Origin of the sequence: Streptomyces sp. NPDC047315 (assembly GCF_040643215.1) — a bacterium.
Classification (GTDB): domain Bacteria; phylum Actinomycetota; class Actinomycetes; order Streptomycetales; family Streptomycetaceae; genus Streptomyces.
Window position 1 is genome coordinate 122,290 of the sequence record NZ_JBEYTZ010000019.1, and the last position, 23,327, is coordinate 145,616.

The following is a 23,327-nucleotide window of genomic DNA, read 5'->3' on the forward strand; positions in this document are numbered from 1 at the left end:
CACCCCGCGGTCCACAGGGAGAAACGTCCTTTCAGCGGCCGAATGAGTGGTGCCCGATGAAGCTGGTTGTGCAGCAGTTCCTGACGCTCGACGGTGTCTCCCAGGGCCCGGGGTCCCCGGACGAGGACACCAGCGGCGGTTTCACCGCGGGCGGCTGGTTCGTACCGCACCTTGACGAGGCGTTCGAGGCGCTGGCCATGAGCTGGCTCGGCGAGGCGGACGCGTTCCTGTTCGGCCGTCGCACGTACCAGAACTTCGCCCGGGACTGGCCGAAGATGACCGACCACCCCGGCGCCGCCATCCTGAACGGCCTGCCGAAGTACGTGGCCTCCGACAGCCTGACCACGGCCGGGTGGGACCCGACCACGATCCTGTCCGGCGACGTCCCCGCGCAGGTGGCGGAAGTGAAGCGGCAGCCCGGCCGGGAACTCCAGATCCACGGCAGCGCCCAGTTGGCCCAGTCCCTGCTGGCCGCGGGCCTGGTCGACACGTTCCGCCTCGCGATCGCCCCGGTCGTGCTCGGCCAGGGCCGCCGCCTCTTCCCCACCGACGGCGCCCCGGCCGGCCTCCGCCTCGTCAGCCACGAGACGACCCCGGGCGGCCTGACGGTGAACGTCTTCGAGTCGACGGGCCGCCCGGAGTACGGGACGTACGGCGCGGACGCGTAGGGGAGGGCCCCGGCCACCGTGGGTGTGAGTGGGTGGTGACCGGGGCCGGGGAGCGGGGCGACCGAGCCCGCTCCCCCTTCCCTTCCGGCCGGCCGGGGCAGGGCACGCGGCCGGGAGGGGTACGGACCCGCTGCGGATTCCCTCGCGGGCGGGCGGCAGCGGGAGTCTCTTACCGCCTGATCAGGCTGAGGACCATCAGCCCGATGCAGACGCCGACGGCGCCGAAGAACAGCGCGACGGCGAACCGCCTCACCGCGCGGCGCCGTCGGGCGGGCGCATTTGCACGGTGTCGTGGACCACGCGTTTGTAGAGCGCGTGCCCCGTGCGCTCCAGGTGATACGCCATCCAGTCCTCGGCGCGTTCGTGATCGGCCTTTTCCATGCCGGGGTCGGGTGATTTCTCCCCGCATTCCGGCGCCGCCAGGGCGCACGCGACCGCAATCGTCAGGTTTTCGGAAGGAACGGGGTACGGAGCCCAGTTCTCGTACCGGCCGCCGCTGCCGCTGCCGCTGCCGCTGCCGCTGCCGCTGCCGCTGTTCGTCTCGCTGCTGGCCGCTCGCCTTGGCGACGAAGGAGTGGCTGTTGCCGCGCAGGATGCAGCCGGACGGGAGTTGCCCAACGAACTCCCTCGGTTCGCCACTCATCTTGAGCTGCACCGTGGGCTCATGCTTGCCCGCTCCGGCGACGTGTCCGAAGGGGTTGCGCATGCAAGGAACGCTCTGAACGCGCTGCCCGAGGAGAAGCAATCGCTCACCCTTCGCCTGCTCATGGCAGAGGTGGAGAGTCCTCGGGCGCCGGCTCGGCAGGTGTGACGAGCACGGGCGCTCCTCCACGGCCGCGCGCGCACCGTGATGGCGCCGGCACTCCTCGCATGGGCGCCGCCAGGCACCCCGCACCGCACCCGGGCCGCATGCGCGAGACTGGGCGCATGGCCATTCACGAGAACCTGCTCGGGGGACCCCCTCCGACCCAGCTGCCCGACGACCCCGCCCCGCGCGAGCTGCTCGCCTCCGGAGCCGACCCCTCCGAGGTCGCCGCGAAGTACCCGGCGTCGTCCCTGGCCTGGGCACAGCTCGCGGACGACGCGTTCGAGAAGGGGCGGGCCGTCGAGTCGTACGCGTACGCCCGGACGGGGTACCACCGCGGGCTGGACGCGCTGCGGCGCAGCGGGTGGAAGGGGCACGGGCCCGTGCCGTGGGAGCACGAGCCGAACCGCGGGTTCCTGCGGGCCCTGAACGCGCTCGCGCGCGCCGCGCGCGCCATCGGGGAGCAGGAGGAGTACGAGCGCTGCTCGACGTTCCTGAGGGACTCCTCGCCGCTCGCCGCGGACACCCTCGACGCCAGCACGACCGGCTGAGCCCGTCACCCACGCGGCTCAGGGCCCGACCCGTGCCCGACGATCTTCGGGACACGGATGCCTGGAGGGGGCACGGGTCAGGCCCTAGGATGCGCCGTAGGGGACCGGGGCTCCCGAGCCAACAGGAAGGAGCGGACCGCTACCCGGACAGTCAGGAGACAGCGATGTCCCAGTCCGCAGCAGCCGCCGCGCATGACGCGCGAGATGCGACCGCCGTCCCGCACCTCGATTTCGCGGGTACGACCCCTTACGAGGACTACGTCCAGGCCGACGTCCTCACCCACCTCCAGCACACCCTCTCCGACGACCCCGGAGAAATGGTCTTCCTGGTCACCACCCAGGTGATGGAGCTGTGGTTCACCGTCATCGTCCACGAGTGGGAGACCGCGACCGGCGCCCTGCGCGAGGACCGCGTCCCCGTGGCGATAGACGCCCTGAAGCGCTCCGTGCGCGAGCTGGAGGCGCTGAACGCCTCCTGGCGGCCCCTCGGACAGCTCACACCCGCGCAGTTCAACGCGTACCGCAGCGCCCTCGGCGAGGGGTCCGGCTTCCAGTCGGCGATGTACCGGCGGATGGAGTTCCTGCTCGGCGAGAAGTCCGCGTCCATGCTGGTGCCGCACAAGGGCGCGCCCCGGGTGCACGCCGAGCTGGAGAAGGCGCTCGCGCAGCCGAGCCTGTACGACGAGGTGCTGCGGCTGCTCGCCCGCCGCGGCAAGGCGGTGCCGCAGGCCGTCCTGGCGCGCGACCTTTCGCAGCGGTACGACGCGGACGCCGGCGTCGAGGCCGTGTGGGCGGAGATCTACGGCGATCCCGACGCCGACGACGAACTGCTCCGCCTCGGCGAAGCGCTCACCGACGTCGGCGAACTGGTGTGGCGCTGGCGCAACGACCACCTCGTGGCGACCCGGCGCGCGATGGGCGCGAAGCCCGGCACGGGCGGCTCAGCCGGCGTGGCCTGGCTGGAGAAGCGGGCCCGCAAGAACGTGTTCCCCGAGCTGTGGACGGCGCGTAGCCATGTCTGAGACCACCGACGGGACCACCGACGGGACCACGTACGAAGGCATGCGCTCGCTGCGGGAGCGCGCCGCCGCGCTCGACGCCGTCGACCCGCTCGCCGCCAAGCGCGACCTGTTCGCCCTCGACGACGACGTCGTCTATCTCGACGGCAACTCGCTGGGCGCCCTGCCCGCGCACGTGCCCGCCCGCGTCGCGGACGTCGTCCAGCGCCAGTGGGGCGAGCTGCGCATCCGCTCGTGGACGGAGAGCGGCTGGTGGACCGCGCCCGAGCGGATCGGGGACCGGATCGCGCCGCTGGTGGGCGCGGCGCCGGGGCAGGTCGTGGTCGCCGACTCGACCAGTGTGAACGTCTTCAAGGCGGTGGTGGCGGGGGTGCGGCTGGTGTCCGCGGACCCGCGTCGTACGGACGTCGTCGTCGACGCGACGACGTTCCCCACGGACGGGTACGTCGCCGAGTCCGCGGCCCGGCTGACCGGGCACCGGATCGTGCCGGTGGACCCGGCCGATCCGGCGGCGCTGCGGGCCGCGTTCGGGCCGACGACCGCGGTCGTCCTCCTCAACCACGTCGACTTCCGCTCCGGGCGGCTGCACGACCTGCCGTCCCTGACTGCGGCGGTGCACGACGCCGGCGCGGTCGCGGTCTGGGACCTGTGCCACAGCGCGGGCGCGCTGCCGGTGGGGCTGGACGCGCACGGCGTGGACCTCGCGGTCGGCTGCACGTACAAGTACCTGAACGGCGGCCCGGGCTCCCCGGCGTTCCTGTACGTCGCCGAGCGCCACCAGGCCGCCTTCGACTCGCCGCTGCCCGGCTGGAACTCGCACGCCGACCCGTTCGCGATGACCCGCGACTACGCGGCGGTGGACGGCGCGCGGCGCGGGCGGGTCGGCACGCCCGACATCCTCTCCATGCTGGCGCTTGAGGCGGCGCTGGACGTGTGGGAGGGCGTGACGATCGAGGACGTGCGGGCGAAAAGCCTCGCGCTGACGGACTTCTTCTTGGAGTGCGTGGCGGAGTACGGCGCGGGGGTGTCGGTGTCGCCGGTGACGTCGGTTACGCCGGCTGAGCACGCGGCTCGGGGCAGTCAGGTCGCGCTACGGTGCGGGGCGGCGCCGGTGGTCATGGAGCGGCTGATCGCCCGCGGTGTGGTGGGCGACCTGCGCCGCCCCGACCTGCTGCGGTTCGGTTTCGCGCCGCTGTACGTCCGCTACGCGGACGCGGAACGCGCGGCGTCGACGCTTGCGGAGGTCCTCGCGGAGTTGCCCGCCTGACGGGACCGTTGCGCTGGGGGCGCCCCTGTGCCCTGCGGGCATCGGTGGCGCCCCCGGCCCCGTGACGTACCCGCCGTAGCTCTGCGGGGCGCGCTTGGCGTCTGCGGGTGCACGCGCTACCTCCTGTGCCTTGCGAGCACGGGGGCGCCCGGCGCCTCCCGACCTGCTCGCCGTAGCCCTGCGGGCGCGATGGTCTCTGCGGGCGCGCTGTGGCTGTTCGCGCAGTTCCGCCCCCTGTGCCCTGCGGGCACGGGGGGACCCCCAGCGCCCCTGATTCGCTGCCCCCGTCACTTGTCTGCGGGCCAGGTCGGAAGCTATCAGGGGCGCTGGGAGTCCCCCACGCCCTCTGGGCGTAGGTGGGGGCCCCGTGCCCATAGGGCACAGGGGGAGGAACTGCGCGAGAAACCCACCACGGTCCGCAGACGGACGAGGGTTTAGGGGCGCTGGGGGTCCCCCCGTGCCCGCAGGGCACAGGGGGCGGAACTGCGCGACAAGCCCACCACCGGGCCGCGGAGACCAACGCTCCCGCAGAGGAACGGCGGAGGTGTCAGGGAGCAGGCTTGTAGGGCGCAGTAGGAGGGGGCCGCGCAGGCAGCTCACCGCCGGGCCGCGGTGACCAATGTTCCCGCAGGGAAACGGCGGAGGCGTCAGGGGCGCGGGGAACTGCGCGACAAGCCCACCACTGGGCCGCAGGGGACATGGCTCCCGCACGGAGACGGCGGAGGTGTCAGGGAGCAGGCTTGTAGGGCGCAGTAGGAGGGGGCCGCGCAGGCAGCTCACCACCCAGCCGCAGAGACCGACGCCCCCGCGCGGAAACGGCGGGTACGACCCGAGCCGAGGGCGGGTGCGCGGGTGCGGCGCGAGGGGGCTGGTAGCGTCCCCGCTGGTCAGCATCGTTTCCGCGGTAAGTCCAAGTCCGCGGCTCCTTCGGAAGGTTGGGCCCCGCATGCCGCAGGCAAACGCGTCGGACCCGAGCGCCGCCGCCGCGGCCCGTGACGCCGTCGAGTCGGCGTCCGCGTTCGCCCACCCCGCCGTCGCGCCGGACGCGACCGCGGCGTACGGCGAGCACCCCGATCAGCTCGTCGACTTCTACGCGCCGCGCGACGTGCCGGTCGACGGCGCGCCCCTCGTCGTCCTGCTGCACGGCGGGGCGTGGCGCGCGCCGTACGACCGCGCGCACGTGAGCCCGTTCGCGGACTTCCTGGCGCGGCGCGGCTTCGCGGTCGCGAGCGTGGAGTACCGCAGGGGGCGGGCCGGCGGGCCGCAGCAGCCGGTCGCGGGGCGCTGGCCGGAGACGTTCGACGACGTCGCCGCGGCGATGGACGCGCTGGCGGAGCTGGCTCCGCGCGCGCTGCCCGGGGTGGACCTGCGGCGCACGGTGGTGACCGGGCACTCGGCCGGCGGCCAGCTCGCGCTGTGGGCCGCGGCCCGGCACGTGCTGCCCGCGGACGCGCCGTGGCGCCTGGCGCAGCCGCCGTTGCTGCGCGGTGTGGTGGCGCTGGCTCCCATCGCGGACCTCGCGCTCTCGGTCGAGCTGGCCGTGTGCGGCGGCGCGGTGGCCCAACTCCTGGGCGAAGAGGGGGACTTCGTGCAACGGTCGGCCGCCGTCGACCCCGCGCTGCTGCTGCCGACGGGCATGGCGACGACCGTGGTGCACGGCCGGGACGACGTCGTCGTACCGGCCGCGGTCTCGGAGTCGTTCGTCACGGCTGCGGCGAAGGCGGGCGAGACGGTGGGAATGACGCTGCTGGAGGGCGTCGGGCACTTCCCGTTGATCGACCCGGTGACGGACGCGTGCGCGGTGGTCGTGGAGGAGATCGCCCAACTGGCCTGGTGACGCGCGTACGAGGCCCCGGCTTCCCATGGCGGACTTGCGGACCGTAGCTGTCCGCAAGCCCGCCTACGGTGAAGCCATGACGCATCTCGTAGCAGGAGCAACCGGTACCGTCGGACGACAGGTCGTCGCCGAACTAGTGCGCAGGGGGCACGCCGTCCGCGCGCTGACCAGGGACCCGGCGCGGGCCGACTTCCCCGCCGACTTCCCCGCCGGCGTCGACGTCGTCCAGGGCGACCTGACCGACCCCGACTCGCTGGTGGACGCGCTCAAGGGCGTGACCGGGCTCCATCTGATCACCTTCGGCGGGGAGTACCTGGTGCCGTTGGACACCGGGCCCCGCATCCTGGAGCTGGCGCGGGCGGCCGGGGTGCGGCGGGTCACCGTGCTCAACGGCGGCGGCGAGACCCCGTTGGAGAACGCGGTGCGCGCCAGCGATCTGACCTGGACCGTGGTCATGCCGGTGGAGTTCATGGCGAACGCGCTCGCCTGGGCCGACGGCGTCCGCGAGCGGGACGAGGTGCGGGAGCCCTTCGTGGACCGGCTCAGCGCGATGGTCCACGAGGGCGACATCGGCGCCGTCGCGGCGGTCGCGCTCACCGAGGACGGGCACGGCGGCCGGACGTACCTGTTGAGCGGGCCCGAGGTGCTGACCGTACGGGACAAGGTGGACGTGCTCGCCGCGGCCCGCGGACGGGCCGTCGGGTTGGTGGAGTTGAGCGAGGCGGAGGCGCTGGCCGACTGGCGGGCGACCGGCCACTCGGACGAGGTCGTCGACTTCCTGCTGGCGGTGTACCGCGACACCCCCGAAGTCGGGCGTACGGTCAACCCCACCGTCGAGCAGGTGACGGGCCGCCCTGCCCGCACCTTCGCGGAATGGGCCCGCGATCACGCGGACGCGTTTCGCGCATGAGCAGCCGAGTAGTTGAGCAGCGGCGCGCTGTAACTGACTGGTGATCAGTAGGTGTAAACGGGGTGCCAGCGGGAAAGTCCCGGCCGGCTATCACGCAGTGATAGCCGGTGACGAATCCCGCCGCCCCGCCCGCCGTCGAGGTCGCGCACCGCACCCCCGCCGGCCACCCGCCTCCAGTTGGCCAGAAACCGCTCCCACCTGGCCAAATGATGAAGAGAATATGAAGCGAAGTTCTATGCCCGATGAAAGGAAGCCTTAAGTCATTTCGGCGTAAGGTCCGAGAGAGCACGGAATTCACGTCGAAGGAGTTCCCTTGGGCCCTCGCATCCTGGTCGCCGAGGACGACGCCAAACAGGCATCGCTGATACGTGTCTATCTGGAACGCGAAGGCAACGAAGTCCATCTCGTCTCCAACGGCAGGGCCGCGATCGACCACGCCCGCACGCACCGGCCCGACCTCATCGTGCTGGACGTGATGATGCCGCTCGTGGACGGGCTCGACGTCTGCCGCGTCCTGCGCACCGAGTCCCAGGTCCCCATCCTGCTGCTCACCGCGCGCACCACCGAGGAGGACGTCCTGCTCGGACTGGACCTCGGCGCCGACGACTACATGACGAAGCCCTACAGCCCACGGGAGTTGGCGGCCCGGGTCAGGGCACTTCTGCGGCGCTCCCGGGTGACGTCCGGTGGCGCGGCGAACTTCCCCGGTGGGGCCGGCGGCGGCGACGACATGGTGATCGACCCGTACCGGTTCGAGGTGCGGATCGCCGGGGAGGCGGTGCCGCTCACCGCCAAGGAGTTCGCGATCCTCCAGGTGCTCGCGTTGGAGCCGGGGCGGGTGTTCACCCGGCGGGAGATCATCGAACAGGCATTCAGCGCGGAGGAGGGCGTCCTGGAGCGGACCGTGGACGTCCACGTGGTCAACCTGCGGCGCAAGTTGGAGGCGGACGGCCGCAGACGGCGCTTCGTGGAGACCGTGTACGGGCGCGGGTACCGCCTGTCGGTGCGGAACGTGTCCACCCCACAACCGTGAGCTTTCGACTGCGGGTCATCGGACTACTGGTGATCGTCGCCGTGGCGGCTGCGGGCTCCGGTACGTGGGTGACGTGGCGTCACGCGACGGCGCAAGTGGCCGACATGGCCACCGCCGACGTGCAGAAGACCAACATGATCGCCGACAGCCTGAAGCAGTACGGCTACTCGCACGGCACGTGGCAGGGCGTCGCGCCGAGGGTGCTCCAGCTGTCCAAGGACACGGGCCAGCGCATTCGGGTCACCACCGGGAAGGAAGTGGTGGTCGCCGACTCGGACGTGCTCAGCGGGCGGGAACCCCGCGCCGTCAGCCCGCGGCCCGCGGCCGTCGTCGATCCGCTCCCCCACCTGGTCATGGAGTACGACAGGACACTGACGCGGCGGGTCAGTCGCACGACGGAGCACATCGCCGCCTACCGGGTCCATCTGACCTTCGTGCAGTGCCTCACCAGGGAGGGCCTCAAGGTCGTGGCGGTGCCGAACAAGTACGGCATGCCCGTCGTCCGCGCGTCGCTACCGGCGGCCGTCGATTGCCGGCGCCCCGAAGTTCCGCCCCCCGCGCGTTCCGACCAAGAGTCGACCGAGGAGTGCGGGGACGAGCCCCGCTACACCCTCGACGACTGTCTGCGACTCGTGTTCCGCGAGAGCGTGAAGGACAGCAGCCCACAACGCGTCGAGGTGTACCTCGGGGTGGGGAACCCGACCCCGCCCAAGCTGTCCGGAGCCCCGGTCGCCGGCCTCGCCGGCGGCGTCGCCGTCGTCGTCGCCCTGGCCGCCGTCCTCCTCACCCGGACCGTCCTGCGCCCCGTCCGCACCCTCACCGCCGCGACCAGTTCCCTCGGCCAGGGCGACCTGGGGCGGCGCGTGCCGGTCGAGGGGCGGGACGAGATCGCCCGGCTCGGGCGGGCCTTCAACCGGATGGCCGGCTCCATCCAGGCGGGCGAGGAGCGCCAGCGCCGGCTCACCGGGGACGTCGCGCACGAACTGCGCACCCCGCTGGCGAACATCCGCGGCTACGTGGAGGCGTTCCAGGACGGCTATCTGGAGCCCACGCCCGAGCTGTTGGCCTCGCTGCACGAGGAAGTGATGCTCCAGCAGCGCATCGTGGACGACCTCCAGGACCTCGCGCTCGCCGAAGCCGGTGCCCTGACGTACCACTTCTCCGCCGTCGACCTGGGCGAACTGCTGGAGACCTGCCGCATCGCGCACCGGGCCCGCGCCGAGGAGGCGGGGGTGCGGCTGGAGGTGTCGACGGGCGGGCGGCCGGTGGCGGTCGGCGCCGATCCGTACCGGCTGCGCCAGGCCGTGGGGAACCTCGTCAGCAATGCGGTACGGGCCACTTCGCCCGGCGGCGCGGTCACCCTGGAGCTCGCCGAGGACGGGGAACACGCGCTGGTGCGGGTGCGGGACACGGGCGCCGGGATACCCCAGGAGCACCTGCCGCACCTCTTCGACCGGTTCTGGCGCGGGGACGCGTCGCGCGGCCGGCGGACCGGGGGGAGCGGGCTGGGGCTGTCGATAGTGCGGCAGATCGTCCGGGACCACGGGGGGTGGGTGGACGTGGCGAGCACGGTCGGCGAGGGGACCACGTTCACGGTGACGCTGGAACGCCTCTGACGGCGACGCCGCGCCGGGCGCCCCCGCGGGTCCGTAGGCCCTGGCCGTAAAGCTGGCGCACTTGCGCCGTGGTGCGTGCGCGATCATGGCGTCTGCGGCCCGTCTGTGGCTGTTCGCGCAGTTCCCCGCGCCCCTGTTGTTCTTCCCTCGTCGCCTGTCTGCGGGACGAGGGCTTAGGGGCGCGTGGGGGTACCACCACGCCCTCTGGGCGTAGGGGGAGAACGGAGCGACAAGCCCACCACCGGCCAGTGGAGACCAATGCTCCCGCAGGGAAACGGCGGCTACGTCAAGAGGCGCAGGGACGCGCGCGGGACCTTGCGGACACGGCCTAGCCGCGTCCGCCCCCTCCGCCGCCGAAGAGTTCTTCCCGGCGCTCCCGCCACCGGTCCATCATCAGCGGCAGCTCGCTCTTGACGAACTCGAAGAACGCCAGCGTCTCCGCCAGCCGCTCCCCGGGCGGGGTGTCCCGGCCCACCGACGCCACGCCGTCGCGCAGGGTGTCCTCCCAGCGCTTGATGATCTGCTCGCGGCTGGTGATCGCCTCGTACCACTGGTCCGAGTGGACCCGGTAGCGCTCCCGCCGCGAGCCGGGCTCGCGCTCGCGCGAGAGCATCGAGACGTGGGAGAGGTAGCGCACCGCGCCCGAGACGGCCGCCGGGCTGACCTTGAGCTGCTCCCCGATCTCCGTCGAGGTCATCACGCCCCCGTCGGAGACGAGGATCGCCGCGAAGACGCGCGCCGGCATCCGGGCCATGCCCGCGTCCACCAACTGCGCGGCGAAGCGCTCGACGAACGCGGACACCACCGCGTCGTCGCGTCGCTCGTCCTGCTTCTGCTCCATGGCTCGGCCTCATCTCCCCTGGTCGCGGTCCCCATGCCGCCCCTCCCGACTTTATATGCTTTCTTAACTTCACAAATTTCTGAAGAAACCGTACGCTCAAAATCATGACGAAGGCCATCACCGTCTCCGGGCTGCACAAGTCGTTCGGGCGGACGCACGCGCTGGACGGCCTCGACCTCACGGTCGAGACCGGCGAGGTCCACGGCTTCCTGGGGCCGAACGGCTCCGGCAAGTCGACCACCATCCGGGTCCTGCTCGGGCTGCTGCGCGCGGACTCCGGCGCGGCCCAGCTGCTGGGCAAGGACCCCTGGCGGGACGCCGTCGACCTGCACCGTCACATCGCGTACGTCCCCGGCGACGTCACCTTGTGGCGCAACCTCTCCGGCGGGGAGGTCATCGACCTGTACGGCAGGCTGCGCGGCAGCCTCGACCCCGCGCGCCGCTCCCGGCTCATCGAGCGCTTCGAGCTGGACCCGACCAAGAAGGGCCGTACGTACTCCAAGGGCAACCGGCAGAAGGTCGCCCTGGTCGCCGCCTTCGCCTCCCAGGCGGACGTGTTGATCCTCGACGAGCCGACGTCCGGGCTCGACCCGCTGATGGAGGAGGTCTTCCAGAGCTGCGTGGCCGAGGAGCGCGACCGCGGGCGCACCGTGCTGCTCTCCTCGCACATCCTCAGCGAGGTCGAGACGCTCTGCGACCGGGTCAGCATCATCCGCAAGGGCCGCACCGTGGAGACCGGCACCCTCGCCGACCTGCGCCACCTCACGCGCACCAGCATCACCGCCGAGTTGGCCGGGCCGCCGAACGGCATCTCCGGCCTGCCCGGCGTGCACGACCTGGAGGTCTCGGGCCACCGGGTGAAGCTCCAGGTCGACACGGACAAGCTGGACGCGGTGCTGCGGGCGCTGACGGACTCCGGCGTACGGTCCCTGACCAGCACTCCGCCCACGTTGGAGGAGCTCTTCCTGCGGCACTACGCGGCGGACGGCGGCGCGGCCGGCGACGGCGCGGGCTCGACCGCGTACGACTCGACGGCGGTGGCCTGGTGACCACCGCCTACGCGCCCCCCGCCGCCCCGGTCGCCGACCGCGGGCCGCAGCCCTTCGCGGGCACCGGCCCCCTCTTCCGGCTCGCGCTGCGCCAGGACCGGGTGATGATGCCCGCGTGGGTGCTCACCCTCGGCCTGGTCGTGGTGGGCGGCGTCGGCTCCCTGGAGAACCTGTACGACACCCCCGCGAAGCGCGCCGACATCGTCGACTCGCTGCTGACGAACGGCTCGCTGCGGGCGATCACCGGACCGGCCTTCGCGGACACCCTCGGCGGGCTGGTCGCCTGGCGGTTCGGGATGTTCACGTTCACCATGGCCGCGCTGATGAGCGTGCTGATCGTGGTGCGGCACACCCGTGAGGAGGAGGAGACCGGCCGGCAGGAGATGCTGTCGTCCATGGCGGTGGGCCGCCGCGCCTCCCTCACGGCCGCCCTGCTGACCGCGCTCGTCGCCAACGCCTGCCTCGCCCTGCTGATCACGGCGGGGACCGCGGGCCCGACCGGGTCGACCGGCGGCGCGCTCGCCTTCGGACTGGCCGTCGGCACGGTCGGCATGCTCTTCGCAGGCGCCGCGGGCATCACGGCCCAGCTCACCGAGAGCGCCCGACTGGCCCGGGGCATGGCCGGCGCCGTCCTCGGCCTGGCCTTCGCGCTTCGCGCGGCCGGCGACTCCGCCGAAGGCGACGGGAACTCGGTGCTGACCTGGCTGTCCCCGCTGGGCTGGGCCTCGCAGGTGCGGTCCTTCGCTGACGAACGCTGGTGGCTGCTCGTGCTGCTGGCCGCGGCCGTGGTGGTGCAGTGCCTGGTCGCGTACGCCCTCGCCGGCCGGCGCGATGTCGGCATGAGCTTCCTGGCGACCCGGCCGGGGCCGGCCGTCGGGCGGCTGACCACCGCCACCGGCCTCGCCTGGCGGCTCCAGCGCGGCACGTTCCTCGCCTGGACGCTGGCGTTCCTCGTCCTCGGGATCGCCTTCGGCGGCATGGCCGGCGGCGCGTCCGACCTCGTCGGCGACAACGAGGACACCCGGGAGATCTTCGAGCGGCTGGGCGGCCAGGCCGGCATGACGGACGCGTTCCTCGCCGCGATGGTCGGCCTGTTGGGCATGGTCGCCGCGGTGTACGTCGTCTCGGCGGTGCTGCGGCTGCACGGCGAGGAGACCTCGCAGCGCGCCGAGCCGATCCTGGCGAACGCGGTCAGCCGCTCCGGCTGGGCCGTCGGGCACCTGCTGATCGCCTTCGGCGGCGCCGCGGTCGTCGTCACGGCCGGCGGCCTCGGCCTCGCCATCGGCCACGGGGAGTCCTTCGGCGCCGTGCTCGGCGGCGCCCTGGTGCTGATCCCGGCGGTCTGGCTGCTGGGCGCGGTCGCGGTGCTGGTGTACGGGCTGCTGCCGCGCTTCGCGACCGCGGCCTGGGCCCTGGCCGGGCTGTGCCTGGCGATCGGCTGGATCGGCCCGGCGCTGGACCTCCCCGACACCCTGCTGGACCTGTCCCCGTACGCCCACCTGCCGAAGATGCCGGGCGCCGAGATGAGCTGGCCGCCGGTGCTGGTGCTCACCGCGCTGGCGGTGGTGATGGTGGGCGTGGGCCTGGCGGCGCTGCGCCGGCGCGACATCGAGACGACGTAACGGGCCGCCGAGCGGGAGGGGGGCTACGGCTCCTCCGACCAGCTCGTCCGCAGCAGGTCGACGGTCTTGTCCTGCGAGAAGCCGGCTTCGCGGGCCGCCGCCACGAGCTGGCGGGCGGCCTCGCGCAGCCGCGCCTGCGCCGGGGCGGCGACGACGACGGCGCCCCGGCCGCGCCGCAGGTCGATCAGCCCCTCCTCGCGCAGTTGTTGGTAGCCGCGCAGCACGGTGTGGACGTTGACGTCCAGCAGCCGGGCCACTTCCCGGGCGGCGGGCAGCCGGTCGCCGGGGTGCAGGGCGCCGTCGGACAGCGCCCGGCGCACGGAGGAGGCGACCTGCTCCGCCAGCGGCACGGCGGAGCAGGTGTCGATGCGGATCAGCATGTCAACGGTCGTCCCGTCGTGCGTCGCGTCGTGCGTTCCCGGTGTCTGCGGCCAGCAGGTCGGTCAGCAGCCCGGTCGCGGTCGCGGCGTCGTCCACGACCACGATGAACTCCTTGCCGTCGACCAGTTCCAGCCACACCGCGGGCCCGGACCGCAGCGCCAGCCCGCGCCGTCCCGGCGCGATCCGGTACCCCCAGCCCCCGAGGTCCGGCAGCGGTCGGGCCTCCGCGGTCCACGCGCGGACGATCCGTTCCAGCGGTACGTGGATCCGCGGCGCCGGCAGCACCGGCGGCCGTACGGTCAGGCCGGTGCCGTCGACGATCACCCGGGAGCCGGGCAACACCGCGACCAGCAGCGCCACCGGCGCCAGCCAGAAGCCGGGGACCCAGCCGAGTGCGCCCGCGGTCACGGCGGCGACAGCGGCCAGGACCGCGGCGGCGACCAACCAGCGCGGGCCGACGCTCCGCACCCACACGGCACGCTCGCCGTGCCGCAGCCCCACGGACGAGTTGTCCGCCGGACGGTCGTCGCGGTCGGCACGGGCTGGCGGCTGCTCGGGCACCAACACGCGCACCCCGGCGGCGGCGATCGCGGCGAGGCCCGCGGCCACGGCCAGGTGCCACAGCGGCAGCCGCACCTCGTCCGCGCTGGCGGCGTCCGCGTTCACCAGCACCGCGACGGTGAAGAGGTAGCCGAGGAGCACGGCCGTGGCCGTGGACGCGGCGTACACCGTACGCACGTTGGGTGTCCGCGCGTTGGGCGTCCGTGCGTTGGGCGTCCGCCGTACCGCGCCGAGCGCCAGTGCCGCGCCGAGGCCGAGCAGGACCAGCTCGCTGAGGAGCAGCAACTGCGCCGGGGACGCCGAGCGGTCCGCGCCGCCGCCCGCGTCGAAGTGCACGGCCATGGGATCGGGCAGGTCCGACCACGACACGGCGAACACCGCGGCCACCAGCAGGGCGGCCAGCAGGCAGGGGACCGCGGCGGACCAGCGCAGCGCGGCTGACGGCGGAAGGTGGGGCGGCGGGACGTGGGAGGTGTGGTCGGGGCGAGCCATGCGGCCTCCTCCTCGCGGAGCAACGCTCAGCATTGTTCGTGATTGTTTGCATAAGACTAGAACAACTAGAGGATAACCCACTCGTGGCCCCCTGCAAGAGGAGCAGGCCCCGGGTCCGTACGGACCCGGGGCCTGCTCCATGCCTGCTCGTTGCGTGCCTACTTGGTCCGCGTCACATCTCCACGCGCAGCTCCGTCACGCCCCGGATCACGTACCCCGGCTTCCACTCCGGCTCCCCGACCATCCGCATCGTCGGCGCCTCGCGCAGCAACTCCCCGAACGACGCCGCCAGTTCGATCCGCGCCAGCGGCGCGCCCAGACAGAAGTGGATGCCGGCCCCGAAGGTGATGTGCGGATTGTCCTGCCGTCCCAGGTCCAGTACGTCCGGCTGCTCGAACCGCGCCGGGTCCCGGTTCGCCGCGCCGAACAGCAGCGCCAGCTCCGAGCCGCGCGGCACGACCGTGCCGTCGATCTCGACGTCGTCCAGCACCCACCGCTCGAACATCTGCAACGGGGTGTCGTAGCGCATCAGCTCCTCCACCGCCGTCGGCAGCAGCGAGTGGTCGGCGCGCAGCGCCGCCAGCTGCTCGGGGTGGCGGAAGAGCGTCCACCAGCCGTTCGCAGTGGTGTTGACGGTCGCCTCGTGCCCCGCGTTCAGCAGCAGCACGCAGGTGGAGACCATCTCCTGCTCGGTCAGCCGGTCGCCCTCGTCGTGCGCGGCGATCAGCGCCGAGATCAGGTCGTCCCCCGGGTCGGTGCGCCGCTTCGCGATCAGCTCCCGCAGGTACGCGGAGAACTCCAGCGACGCCGTGACCGCCTTCTGCGCCGTCTCCCGCGACGGGTTCAGCTCGAACATCCCGCAGATGTCCGCGGACCACGGCCGCAGCAGGTGCCGGTCCGGCTCCGGTACGCCCAGCATCTCCGCGATCACCGCCACCGGCAGCGGTTCGGCGACGTCCGCCAGCAGGTCCCCGCCGCCGCGCGCCACGAGCCCGCCCACCAGCTCCGCGGCCAGCCGCCGCACCGTGGGCTCCAGCTCGGCGACGGTCCGCGGGGTGAACGCCTTCGTCACCAGCCGCCGGATGCGGGTGTGGTCCGGCGCCTCAAGGTCGAGGATGCCGTTGTCGTTGAGGGTGTGGAAGGGCTCGTGCTCCGGCGGCGGGGGAGTGCGCCCGAACTCCTCGTGCGTGAAGCGGTGCAGATACGTCCGCCCCAGGCGGCGGTCGCGCAGCAGCGCCGACACGTCCGCGTAGTGGGGTACGAGCCACTGCCGGGTCGGCTCGAACCAGTGCACCCGCCCGGCGGCTCGCAGCGCGTCGTACGCCGGGTAGGGATCGGCGACGAAGGCGGGTGACCACGGCTCGAATGTTGCGTCCATATCCGGACGCTAACCCCCGAAATGCCCGTCTGGCCAGGGTTGCAACCGGAGCGTGACGTGCTTGACGCCGTGCTCCGGGTCGCTACGAGGGCGCGACGCGGTGCGTCCCGCGGGCGGAACGAGGTGGGTCACGCGGGCGTGACGAGGTGGGTCACGCGGGCGTGACGAGGTGGGTCACGCGGGCGTGACGAGCCGTGCCTCGTACGCGAAGACCGCGGCCTGCGTGCGGTCGCGCAGCCCCAGCTTCACCAGGACCCGGCTCACGTGCGTCTTGATCGTCGACTCGGCGACGACGAGGTGCGCGGCGATCTCCGCGTTCGACAGCCCCTGCGCGATCAGCACCAGGACCTCGGTCTCGCGCTCCGTCAGATCTCCGACCTGCGCCGGCGTCCCCGTCTTCGGCGCCTGGCTGAGCCGGGAGAACTCGGTGATCAGCCGACGCGTCACGGTCGGCGCGAGCAGCGCCTCGCCCGCCGCCACGACCCGTACGCCCTCCGCGAGCTGCCGCGCGGACGCGTCCTTGAGGAGGAAGCCGGAGGCCCCGGCGCGCAGCGCCTGGTACACGTACTCGTCGAGGTCGAAGGTGGTCAGCACCAGCACCTTGGAGTCGGCGTGCGAGGCGACGATCTCGCGGGTGGCCTCGATGCCGTTCAGCTCCGGCATGCGGATGTCCATCAGGACGACGTCCGGGCTCAGCTCGGCGACCTTGGCGACGGCCTCGCGGCCGTTCACCGCCTCGCCGACGACCTCGATGTCCGGCATCGCGTTCAGCAGGACGGAGAAGCCCTCCCGGACCATCATCTGGTCGTCGACGATCATCACGCGGATGGTGCGCTCGCTCACGCCGTGGTCTCCTTGTCGTTCGGGTACGAGCCCTCTGCGGCCGGCACCGGTACGAACGCGGTCACCTCGTACCCGCCGTCCTCCGTCTCCCCGGCGGTCAGCTCGCCGTTGAGCATGCTCACCCGCTCCCGCATCCCGGTGATGCCGTGCCCGGCGCCCGGCGACGGCTTGACCAGCCCGCTGGGCGCGGTGTTGACCACCCGCAGCCCGAGCCCGCCGAGCACGTACGAGACCTCCACCTTCGCCGACGACCCGGGCGCGTGCCGCAGCGCGTTGCTCAGCGCCTCCTGGACGATCCGGTACGCGGACAGCTCGACCCCCGGCGGCAGCGTCCGGACCGCGCCCGTGACCGTCTTCGTCACGTCGAGCCCGGCGTCGCGGACGTTGGAGAGCAGGTTTTCGAGGTCGGCGAGCACGGGCTGCGGGGCGTCGGGCGCCTCGTAGTCCTCCGCGCGCACCACCCCGAGGATGCGCCGCAGCTCGGTGAGTGCGGCCACGGCGTTCTCCCGGATGGTCGCGAACGCCTTCTCCAACTCCTCCGGCGGGTTCTCCACCCGGTAGGGCGCGGCCTCGGCCTGGATGGCGACGACGGACATGTGGTGCGCGACGACGTCGTGCAGCTCGCGCGCGATGGTGGTGCGCTCCTCCAGCAGCGTCCGCTTGTCCCGCTCGACGGCGGTCGAGGTCCGCTCGGCCTGCACTTCCTGCTCGGCGGCGCGGACCTCCTGCTCGGCGGCCCGCCGCACGTTGATCACGGTCGCACCGAGCAGCACCAGCGCGGAGAACAGCAGCATCTGGGGGTTGACGCTGTCGTAGTACCGCGCCATGAAGATGTCGGAGAGCAGCCCCGTGAAGGCGGTGAGCACCCACATCCACACGGCGGTGCGCGGCCGGGTCCGCAGCGTCACCACGAACATGATCAGCAGATGCGCGGCGAACGCCGCCGGGGTCCACGGCCAGAGCCCCCACGATTCGAGCGACGACAGCACCGGCGCGGCCAGCAGCGAACACCAGAAGGCCCCCACGGGCCGCACCAGCAACATGGCGGTGATCGCCGCGGGCACCAGGGCCTGCGACATCAGCCGTACGTAGTCCCCGCCGACGAACGTCAACCCGGACAGGCACATCACCGCGGCCACCGCGACGATCAGCCCGTGCAGCCCCCACTGCGCGCGCTCCCGTATCCGCTCGGGCAGCTTGCGCATCAGGGGCCCGTCGGTGCGCAACGGCGCCAGCGGTCGGTAGGCGAAGGCGTCGTGGAAGAGATCCTGCCGGAGGCCCTGGAGGACCCCGACGGCAAGGCGGTATTCGGGGCTGCGGGTCGTCTCAGTCACAGGTTGAACGGTACGGGGGGTGGTGGGGCGGGGGCGTCCGCACAGGTATGGATCCTGGGGGGTCCGTCTTGAGGACTACGGGGGTCGTCTTACGACCTAGCGCAGGTCACGCGCGCTGTTGGCAGTAGGAGGCGACGGTGACGGCGCCGAGCAGCGGCACGGGACTCCCGTGTTCCGGAGGGGCCTGTGTGAACGGCTCCAGCCTCGTCCCCGGCACCCCCTCGCCCCCGACCGTCGATCGGTACATGGATCCCGCCGCTCCGGGGCACGCTTATGCCGTTCGACAGAGGATTCGACGAGGGGCGGGGAATGAGACGGTTACGGGGGATGCGGTTGGCCGCCGTCGGGGTGGCCGCCGCGGCGGCGGCGCTGCTGCTCGCGGGGTGCAGCCAGCCGACGGACTACAGCGAGATCGTCACCTTCACCGACGAACACGGTCGCGTGTGCACGGCGGCGGTGGTCGTCGACCAGGAGCAGAACGAGGGCGACGACTACCAGGTCTCCAGCCTCGACTGCGACTACCCACCCGAGGGCCGCACCCCGGGCCCCACGCGCTACTCGCCCCTGCCGGAGCGGAACGGGGACTGACCGGCGGCTGCCCGGCGAACTCACCCGCGCCGCGCGGCGCCTTCGGGCCACACGACGTCCACGGGGATGCCGGCTGCGCGGGCTTCGAGCACGGTGTCTGCGGTGCCGCCGCCTTTGCCGGTGGGTGGTTGGCCGTTCCATACGGCCACGAGGCGGTCGGCGCGTTCGATGAGGACGGTGTTGGCGGCCTCGTACGCCTGTCGGCTGGCGGTTTCGTGGGGGAGGGTCAGGGTTTCGTCGGCGGCTTCGACGAGGTGGTCGAAGAGGGCTGCGTGGTCGGGCTTGACCTTGTTCCGTCGGTAGTCCTGCGAGGGGATGACGACGGTCAGCCGCCCTCCGGCGGCGAGGACGGCTTCGGCGAAGAGGGAGTCGCTGCCCTTCGCGATGCAGGAGACACCGACGAGTTGGCCGTCGCCGGCGTGCTGCCTGAGGAGGTCGTCCAGCGCTGCGCGGACGAGGGGGACGCTGTCGTCGGTCAGGTCCATGTGGCCGGTCACCGCGATGGTCGTCACGGTCCTCCTCCTTAGTTCGACAGCAGGTCGCGACCTCCTGCCGGTCGTGTCGGCGGAGCGGGGCCGCTGACGGTGCCATCAACGGGTGCTGCTGGGGGCGTTCATACTCAGAGCGATGACGACGGGAGTACGGAGACCACCTGGTGGAGCTGATCGAGCAGGGTGCTGCCCAAGGCCCACTTCCGCGCGTGTGGAGACCGCTCCGGTGGGTGTCGTCAGGTGCTGGTCAGGGGCAGGGGATGAGGTAGACGCGGGCGAAGTGCGTACCGATGTGTGCTTCGTGGAGGTGGCCGGATACGGCTCGGTCTCCCTGGACCGCCATGACCGCGTGGATGTGGGCGAAGCCGTTGCGGATCTCGCCGGTGCCCGTCATCTCGGCAGGTAGCTCGTATTTGGTGATGTCGTCCTTGAGCGCGTCGCCTTCGGGCATGGTGGAGACCGTGAAGCGGTCGGCGGCTCCGATGAGCGACACGATCGCCGCGTCCGTCACACCGGCCTTCGCCGCCTGCCGGTTCACCGACTCCATGAGTTCTTCGTTCCTGACCTCGAAGACCAGCACGTCAGCTCCATCCGATCATGGGTGAGAGTTCCCGCAGCATGACGGATGAGCACCAACGCGCGCCAGCGTCCCTTGGGTTGACTGCCTCCTGCGCGAAGCGCCCAGCGAGGAAAGGGGCTTGTGAGGCGTAGGAGCCGGGGGTCGTGACGATACGCCCGGCCGTCGTCCAGTCGACCGCGCACACCCTTGACGTCACCGCGGTCATGTAGAGGTGCCGGACCTCGGCGTCATGGGCCAGGACGTCCGTGACTCTCGCTGCGTGGTCCTGACTGGGGAGCTTGGCCAGGATGCCTGCGGCATTGACGCGTAGGACGGATGTTCCCGCGTCCCGCATCCACCGCGTGAGGTGCGACACCGACGCCCTGTCGGCCATGGAGGCGATCACGATGTCGGTGCCGTGTGTTGTCTGGGACAGTGCCAAGGGCCCCGAGTCCCGGCCCGCGATGCTCGCCACCATCTGTGAGGCGATGTGCCCATGCGCGGCGACGAGGGCCGAAAGGCCGATGAAGTTTCGTCGGTTCACGTGATCGAGCGTAGCTTCGCTCTTCAGGTTCTCGATAGGCACGTTGAAGACGTGCGCTAAGTGGCGAAGCCAGTGATCGCCGGGGATCACTTTTCCCGCTTCCCACCGTTTGACTGCGTCGCGCCCGGGCGCCCCGTTGGGTTCACCGGCAGCAATGGAGAGTTGGTCAGCCAGCTTGTTCTGAGTCCAGCCTCTGGCACCGCGCAGATCACGGATGAGCTGTCCGATCGGCATGGAGCACATGATGCCCCTCGGCATGCCCCTCCTTGGCGTCCTCCGCGTAGGTAGACCTGTACGTGTGCAGTCGGGACTCGACTCGACCACCTGCTCCGATTCTGCTTCGTGGCCGCCCATCGAGTTCTGACCCGCTACAAGAAGTCCCCCGCAACCGGTGAGACGGCTCGGGGGTGTGGACGACTGGATGGAGTCGACGCGATGCATCGTACTAATGGCCGCAGGTCTTCGGGGGTGTTCCCACCAGGTACCGAACTCAGCTCAGCGCCCGAGCGGGCAGTGGTTGAGCAGTCCGACGAAGGGCGGCCTGCGATGACGATGCGGGTGTATCGCGTGGGTGCGGACGGGACGCGGTGGCCGGTGGAGCGGGAGGTGAGCGTTCGGGCGACGGATGACGTCGTGCCGGAGCCGATGAAGTTTCCGCCGTGCTCGTGCCCGCGTTGTGTGCGGGGTGTTCGGTGACCGTGAGTGTGAGCTTGGTGGACGTGACCCGGGACGTACGTCTCGCGGGCGCTGTGTGCTTGAGCCAGCCGCCGAGTGCTGCTGTTGAAGCGCTCCGGGATCGGCTGCAGCGGCACATCGCCGTGCTGGCCGTGCCCGCTGAGGCGTACGGGCGCAGTCTCAGCGGCGATTGGTACGGGCAGCATGTCCTGGCCTGTGTCGCGAGTGCGCGGAAGGCCGCGGCCGGGGTTGAGCCCGGTGTGCGGATTGATGAGGAGCTGCTGCTTCTGGCGGAGTACGTCAAGACGTTGCTGATGTACACGGGGCGTAAGCCGCGGCACAGCGCTTGAGCTCCGTGTGCCGACGTGCCGGGCAAGGGGCCATCGCGTCGGCACACGGGTCCAACCGGCCCCGGCCCTGCATCTCCGATCCCCCGCGACAGGGCCGGGGCCTCCCACGCAGAGGAGAACGGCATGTTGATCCTGATCCCCGTCAGCGCCGCGAAGCTGACCCCGACCGACGTCACCACGTGCGAGGCGTGCTGGCGCCAACCCGTCACCACGATCCGCAGCACACCCGGCGTCCGGGACCTCTTGTGCGACGCCTGCGCCACCGAGGGCAACCCCGTACGCGTCGAACTCTTCCCACCGCTCGGGATCTACCTCCTCACCGAACGCCGACTCGAAGCCGGCAAACACGGCAAGCCCACCCCACAGATGCCACCCGACCCCGGCCCACACCCACCACGACCCGCACCGACACCCACACCCGGCGTACCACCGGTATAGAGGAAGGCCCTATTCCTGCACCTCCAGAACAGGGCCGGGCTTCCAGCGCGTTCGGCTTGCTTGTCACTTCTCTGTTGTCCGTCGTACGTCTGAGCGACAATGCCCGCACGGGGGCGAGGGAGGCGGCATGGATCGAGATGCCACGGGGGCGTGGTGGGAAGGGCTCGGTCGCCGGGTGGTCGGCGCACTGCTGCTGTCGGTCTTCCTGTCGCTCATGGCCTCGGTCGCTCTCATGGGTCTCCCTCACGGCTGGGAGACGGCAACCTCCTTCGCGGACATCACACTGCGCACGGCATGGATCACCGGATTCGTCGTTCCGGCCGCCGTCGCCAAGCACCTGGTTGCCCATTTCCGTCGCCGCAGCAGGTCGCGAACACACGGCCGCTACCAGCCCCCGCCCTCAAAGGGGGGAGGCCAGCACCGCTGAACTGGGGCCGTCGATCCCTATGTGTTCGGCTCCAAGCACAGACCATCTCCGCGGGTGCGGAGACCACCACTTCGCCGGCAAGGGCGCGCTCTGGCAGGGCGGAACACCGCCGCGTACGCGGCGTCAAAGTCAAAGTCGCTGTGCTGGTTCACCAGGACCAGGGGCGCGGACGCGCATGCGTACTCCGCGTCGTCATGGCTTGCGGGCCACCCCGCCCCAGCCGGCCCGTACGGTCAGCGTGCCGGTCGTGGGCTCGGGGCGCCAGTTGGGCCAGGAGACGAAGCCGGGGGCGACGAGTTCGAGGCCGTCGAAGAAGGCGCGCGTCACCTCGGGCTCGCGGAAGACGTAGGGGATGGCGCCGCTGTTGTTGTACTCCTCCTGCGCCAGCCGGTGGGTCTCGTTGTCCGCGGTGGCGTGGCTGAGCGACAGGTAGCTGCCCGACGGCAGCCGGTCGACCAGTCGGCGTACGAGGGACAGGGCGTCGTCCCAGTCCACGATGTGGCCGAGCACGTCATTGATCACCAGGCCGATGGGCTGGCTGAAGTCGAGGGTCTTGGAGGCCCCTTCGACGACCGCGTCCGTGTCCCGCATGTCGGTGAGCACGTAGTCCATGGACCCCTCGGACGTGCTCTCGCCCATGGCTTCCACATGCATGAGGACGAGCCGGTCGTGGTCCACGTACACGACCCGCGACTCGGGGGCGATCCGCTGCACCACCTGGTGGGTGTTGTTGGCGGTCGGCAGCCCGGCCCCCACGTCGAGGAACTGCCGTACGCCGGCGTCCCGCGCCAGGTACGTCACGGCCCGGACCAGGAAGTCCCGCGATTCGCGCGCCATCGGCTCGATGAGCGGGAACTTCTCCCGGTAGGCGTCACCGGCGACTTGGTCGGCGGCGTAGTGGTCCTTGCCGCCGAGCCAGTAGTTCCAGACGCGTGCGCTGTGGGCGACGGAGGTGTCAATTGCGGGTGGCTGCTGGTCGTTTGGCATGAGGACTAGCCTTCGGCCGGTCGCGTTATGACGCAAGAATGCGTGTGTGATTCACGCGGTG

The 23,327-nt window shown here is 71.7% G+C and carries 25 protein-coding genes and 1 pseudogene; 15 read left to right on the forward strand and 11 right to left on the reverse strand.

Translation table 11 applies throughout. The features are described from left to right. The first annotated feature begins 56 nt into the window (after positions 1-56). Positions 57-668: a dihydrofolate reductase family protein gene (locus ABZ842_RS22560; protein ID WP_361539304.1), complete on the forward strand. Its 612-nt coding sequence runs from the start codon at positions 57-59 to the stop codon at positions 666-668. A 249-nt stretch (positions 669-917) separates the two neighbouring features. On the opposite strand, the gene ABZ842_RS22565 is transcribed toward ABZ842_RS22560, so the two are convergent. Continuing rightward, a complete protein-coding gene (locus tag ABZ842_RS22565; protein WP_361539476.1) occupies positions 918-1,286 on the reverse strand; it encodes a hypothetical protein in 369 nt (122 codons plus the stop codon). On the opposite strand from ABZ842_RS22565, the pseudogene ABZ842_RS22570 reads away from it, so the two are divergent. From ABZ842_RS22570 to ABZ842_RS22605, 8 genes and pseudogenes are all read left to right on the forward strand, one after another. Next, positions 1,201-1,479 (forward strand): annotated as a pseudogene (locus ABZ842_RS22570) (XRE family transcriptional regulator); the annotation flags it as partial. The gene ABZ842_RS22565 and the pseudogene ABZ842_RS22570 overlap by 86 nt on opposite strands. A gap of 116 nt (positions 1,480-1,595) precedes the next feature. Beyond that, complete coding sequence (locus ABZ842_RS22575) at positions 1,596-2,024, forward strand: DUF3151 domain-containing protein (protein ID WP_361539307.1); 429 nt, start codon at positions 1,596-1,598, stop codon at positions 2,022-2,024. Between the two features lie 164 nt (positions 2,025-2,188). Next, positions 2,189-3,046, forward strand: coding sequence for a tryptophan 2,3-dioxygenase family protein (locus tag ABZ842_RS22580; protein WP_361539310.1), 858 nt, complete (start codon positions 2,189-2,191; stop codon positions 3,044-3,046). Beyond that, positions 3,039-4,310, forward strand: a complete 1,272-nt coding sequence (gene kynU, locus ABZ842_RS22585) for a kynureninase (RefSeq protein ID WP_361539313.1) — start codon at positions 3,039-3,041, stop codon at positions 4,308-4,310. Before ABZ842_RS22580 ends, kynU begins: the two co-directional genes overlap by 8 nt. A 946-nt stretch (positions 4,311-5,256) precedes the next feature. Then, entirely contained in the window at positions 5,257-6,147 is an 891-nt protein-coding gene (locus ABZ842_RS22590; RefSeq protein WP_361539316.1) for an alpha/beta hydrolase, read from the forward strand. Between the two features lie 76 nt (positions 6,148-6,223). Then, positions 6,224-7,057 carry an NAD(P)H-binding protein gene (locus ABZ842_RS22595; RefSeq protein ID WP_361539319.1) on the forward strand — a complete coding sequence of 278 codons (834 nt, stop codon included), beginning with the start codon at positions 6,224-6,226 and terminating at the stop codon, positions 7,055-7,057. Positions 7,058-7,370: 313 nt separating this feature from the next. Further along, complete coding sequence (locus ABZ842_RS22600; RefSeq protein WP_361539322.1) at positions 7,371-8,090, forward strand: response regulator transcription factor; 720 nt, start codon at positions 7,371-7,373, stop codon at positions 8,088-8,090. Next, positions 8,087-9,706 (forward strand): HAMP domain-containing sensor histidine kinase, encoded by a 1,620-nt coding sequence (locus tag ABZ842_RS22605; RefSeq protein WP_361539324.1) that lies wholly within the window; start codon positions 8,087-8,089, stop codon positions 9,704-9,706. The genes ABZ842_RS22600 and ABZ842_RS22605 overlap by 4 nt, the downstream gene beginning before the upstream one ends. A 328-nt stretch (positions 9,707-10,034) precedes the next feature. Here ABZ842_RS22605 and ABZ842_RS22610 read toward each other — a convergent pair whose 3' ends face one another. Beyond that, the gene (locus tag ABZ842_RS22610) at positions 10,035-10,547 is read right to left on the reverse strand and encodes a MarR family transcriptional regulator (protein WP_361539327.1); all 513 of its coding nucleotides are present in this window, start codon (positions 10,545-10,547) and stop codon (positions 10,035-10,037) included. A 104-nt stretch (positions 10,548-10,651) separates the two neighbouring features. Here ABZ842_RS22610 and ABZ842_RS22615 point away from each other — a divergent pair, with 104 nt between their 5' ends. Then, positions 10,652-11,596 carry an ABC transporter ATP-binding protein gene (locus ABZ842_RS22615; RefSeq protein ID WP_361539330.1) on the forward strand — a complete coding sequence of 315 codons (945 nt, stop codon included), beginning with the start codon at positions 10,652-10,654 and terminating at the stop codon, positions 11,594-11,596. Between the two features lie 104 nt (positions 11,597-11,700). Then, a complete protein-coding gene (locus ABZ842_RS22620; protein WP_361539473.1) occupies positions 11,701-13,218 on the forward strand; it encodes an ABC transporter permease in 1,518 nt (505 codons plus the stop codon). A 23-nt stretch (positions 13,219-13,241) separates the two neighbouring features. On the opposite strand, the gene ABZ842_RS22625 is transcribed toward ABZ842_RS22620, so the two are convergent. From ABZ842_RS22625 to ABZ842_RS22645, 5 genes are all read right to left on the reverse strand, one after another. Beyond that, entirely contained in the window at positions 13,242-13,598 is a 357-nt protein-coding gene (locus ABZ842_RS22625; protein ID WP_361539333.1) for a GntR family transcriptional regulator, read from the reverse strand. Between the two features lies 1 nt (position 13,599). Next, positions 13,600-14,652: a DUF1648 domain-containing protein gene (locus ABZ842_RS22630; protein WP_361539336.1), complete on the reverse strand. Its 1,053-nt coding sequence runs from the start codon at positions 14,650-14,652 to the stop codon at positions 13,600-13,602. A gap of 172 nt (positions 14,653-14,824) precedes the next feature. Continuing rightward, positions 14,825-16,030: a cytochrome P450 gene (locus ABZ842_RS22635; RefSeq protein ID WP_361539339.1), complete on the reverse strand. Its 1,206-nt coding sequence runs from the start codon at positions 16,028-16,030 to the stop codon at positions 14,825-14,827. 174 nt (positions 16,031-16,204) lie between these two features. Further along, entirely contained in the window at positions 16,205-16,873 is a 669-nt protein-coding gene (locus tag ABZ842_RS22640) for a response regulator transcription factor (RefSeq protein ID WP_361539342.1), read from the reverse strand. Continuing rightward, on the reverse strand, positions 16,870-18,207 hold the full coding sequence (locus ABZ842_RS22645; RefSeq protein ID WP_361539345.1) for a histidine kinase: 1,338 nt from the start codon (positions 18,205-18,207) through the stop codon (positions 16,870-16,872). Before ABZ842_RS22645 ends, ABZ842_RS22640 begins: the two co-directional genes overlap by 4 nt. A 309-nt stretch (positions 18,208-18,516) precedes the next feature. Between ABZ842_RS22645 and ABZ842_RS22650 the strand changes: the two genes are divergently transcribed. Further along, a complete protein-coding gene (locus ABZ842_RS22650; RefSeq protein WP_361539348.1) occupies positions 18,517-18,795 on the forward strand; it encodes a hypothetical protein in 279 nt (92 codons plus the stop codon). A gap of 20 nt (positions 18,796-18,815) precedes the next feature. On the opposite strand, the gene ABZ842_RS22655 is transcribed toward ABZ842_RS22650, so the two are convergent. The 3 genes from ABZ842_RS22655 to ABZ842_RS22665 all read right to left on the reverse strand — a co-directional run bounded on the left by ABZ842_RS22655 (position 18,816) and on the right by ABZ842_RS22665 (position 20,623). After that, positions 18,816-19,307 carry a hypothetical protein gene (locus ABZ842_RS22655; protein ID WP_361539351.1) on the reverse strand — a complete coding sequence of 164 codons (492 nt, stop codon included), beginning with the start codon at positions 19,305-19,307 and terminating at the stop codon, positions 18,816-18,818. 226 nt (positions 19,308-19,533) lie between these two features. Beyond that, on the reverse strand, positions 19,534-19,866 hold the full coding sequence (locus ABZ842_RS22660; protein WP_361539354.1) for a DUF296 domain-containing protein: 333 nt from the start codon (positions 19,864-19,866) through the stop codon (positions 19,534-19,536). 1 nt (position 19,867) lies between these two features. Then, complete coding sequence (locus tag ABZ842_RS22665) at positions 19,868-20,623, reverse strand: helix-turn-helix domain-containing protein (protein WP_361539357.1); 756 nt, start codon at positions 20,621-20,623, stop codon at positions 19,868-19,870. 521 nt (positions 20,624-21,144) lie between these two features. Between ABZ842_RS22665 and ABZ842_RS22670 the strand changes: the two genes are divergently transcribed. The 3 genes from ABZ842_RS22670 to ABZ842_RS22680 all read left to right on the forward strand — a co-directional run bounded on the left by ABZ842_RS22670 (position 21,145) and on the right by ABZ842_RS22680 (position 22,279). Beyond that, a complete protein-coding gene (locus tag ABZ842_RS22670) occupies positions 21,145-21,414 on the forward strand; it encodes a hypothetical protein (RefSeq protein ID WP_361539360.1) in 270 nt (89 codons plus the stop codon). 123 nt (positions 21,415-21,537) lie between these two features. After that, positions 21,538-21,852, forward strand: a complete 315-nt coding sequence (locus tag ABZ842_RS22675) for a hypothetical protein (RefSeq protein WP_361539363.1) — start codon at positions 21,538-21,540, stop codon at positions 21,850-21,852. A gap of 127 nt (positions 21,853-21,979) precedes the next feature. After that, on the forward strand, positions 21,980-22,279 hold the full coding sequence (locus tag ABZ842_RS22680; protein ID WP_361539366.1) for a hypothetical protein: 300 nt from the start codon (positions 21,980-21,982) through the stop codon (positions 22,277-22,279). A 192-nt stretch (positions 22,280-22,471) separates the two neighbouring features. On the opposite strand, the gene ABZ842_RS22685 is transcribed toward ABZ842_RS22680, so the two are convergent. After that, positions 22,472-23,266, reverse strand: coding sequence for an SAM-dependent methyltransferase (locus ABZ842_RS22685; RefSeq protein WP_361539369.1), 795 nt, complete (start codon positions 23,264-23,266; stop codon positions 22,472-22,474). Positions 23,267-23,327 lie beyond the last annotated feature (61 nt).

What these genes read in the sequence shown, in the direction of transcription:
- ABZ842_RS22635 (WP_361539339.1), bottom strand. Translation starts at nt 16,030, where the DNA reads ATGGACGCAACATTCGAGCCGTGGTCACCCGCCTTCGTCGCCGATCCC.
- ABZ842_RS22580 (WP_361539310.1), top strand. Translation starts at nt 2,189, where the DNA reads ATGTCCCAGTCCGCAGCAGCCGCCGCGCATGACGCGCGAGATGCGACC.
- ABZ842_RS22680 (WP_361539366.1), top strand. Translation starts at nt 21,980, where the DNA reads ATGGATCGAGATGCCACGGGGGCGTGGTGGGAAGGGCTCGGTCGCCGG.
- ABZ842_RS22665 (WP_361539357.1), bottom strand. Translation starts at nt 20,623, where the DNA reads ATGCCGATCGGACAGCTCATCCGTGATCTGCGCGGTGCCAGAGGCTGG.
- ABZ842_RS22685 (WP_361539369.1), bottom strand. Translation starts at nt 23,266, where the DNA reads ATGCCAAACGACCAGCAGCCACCCGCAATTGACACCTCCGTCGCCCAC.
- ABZ842_RS22595 (WP_361539319.1), top strand. Translation starts at nt 6,224, where the DNA reads ATGACGCATCTCGTAGCAGGAGCAACCGGTACCGTCGGACGACAGGTC.
- ABZ842_RS22620 (WP_361539473.1), top strand. Translation starts at nt 11,701, where the DNA reads ATGATGCCCGCGTGGGTGCTCACCCTCGGCCTGGTCGTGGTGGGCGGC.
- ABZ842_RS22650 (WP_361539348.1), top strand. Translation starts at nt 18,517, where the DNA reads ATGAGACGGTTACGGGGGATGCGGTTGGCCGCCGTCGGGGTGGCCGCC.
- ABZ842_RS22675 (WP_361539363.1), top strand. Translation starts at nt 21,538, where the DNA reads ATGTTGATCCTGATCCCCGTCAGCGCCGCGAAGCTGACCCCGACCGAC.
- ABZ842_RS22615 (WP_361539330.1), top strand. Translation starts at nt 10,652, where the DNA reads ATGACGAAGGCCATCACCGTCTCCGGGCTGCACAAGTCGTTCGGGCGG.
- ABZ842_RS22625 (WP_361539333.1), bottom strand. Translation starts at nt 13,598, where the DNA reads ATGCTGATCCGCATCGACACCTGCTCCGCCGTGCCGCTGGCGGAGCAG.
- ABZ842_RS22560 (WP_361539304.1), top strand. Translation starts at nt 57, where the DNA reads ATGAAGCTGGTTGTGCAGCAGTTCCTGACGCTCGACGGTGTCTCCCAG.
- kynU (WP_361539313.1), top strand. Translation starts at nt 3,039, where the DNA reads ATGTCTGAGACCACCGACGGGACCACCGACGGGACCACGTACGAAGGC.
- ABZ842_RS22590 (WP_361539316.1), top strand. Translation starts at nt 5,257, where the DNA reads ATGCCGCAGGCAAACGCGTCGGACCCGAGCGCCGCCGCCGCGGCCCGT.
- ABZ842_RS22630 (WP_361539336.1), bottom strand. Translation starts at nt 14,652, where the DNA reads ATGGCTCGCCCCGACCACACCTCCCACGTCCCGCCGCCCCACCTTCCG.
- ABZ842_RS22610 (WP_361539327.1), bottom strand. Translation starts at nt 10,547, where the DNA reads ATGGAGCAGAAGCAGGACGAGCGACGCGACGACGCGGTGGTGTCCGCG.
- ABZ842_RS22575 (WP_361539307.1), top strand. Translation starts at nt 1,596, where the DNA reads ATGGCCATTCACGAGAACCTGCTCGGGGGACCCCCTCCGACCCAGCTG.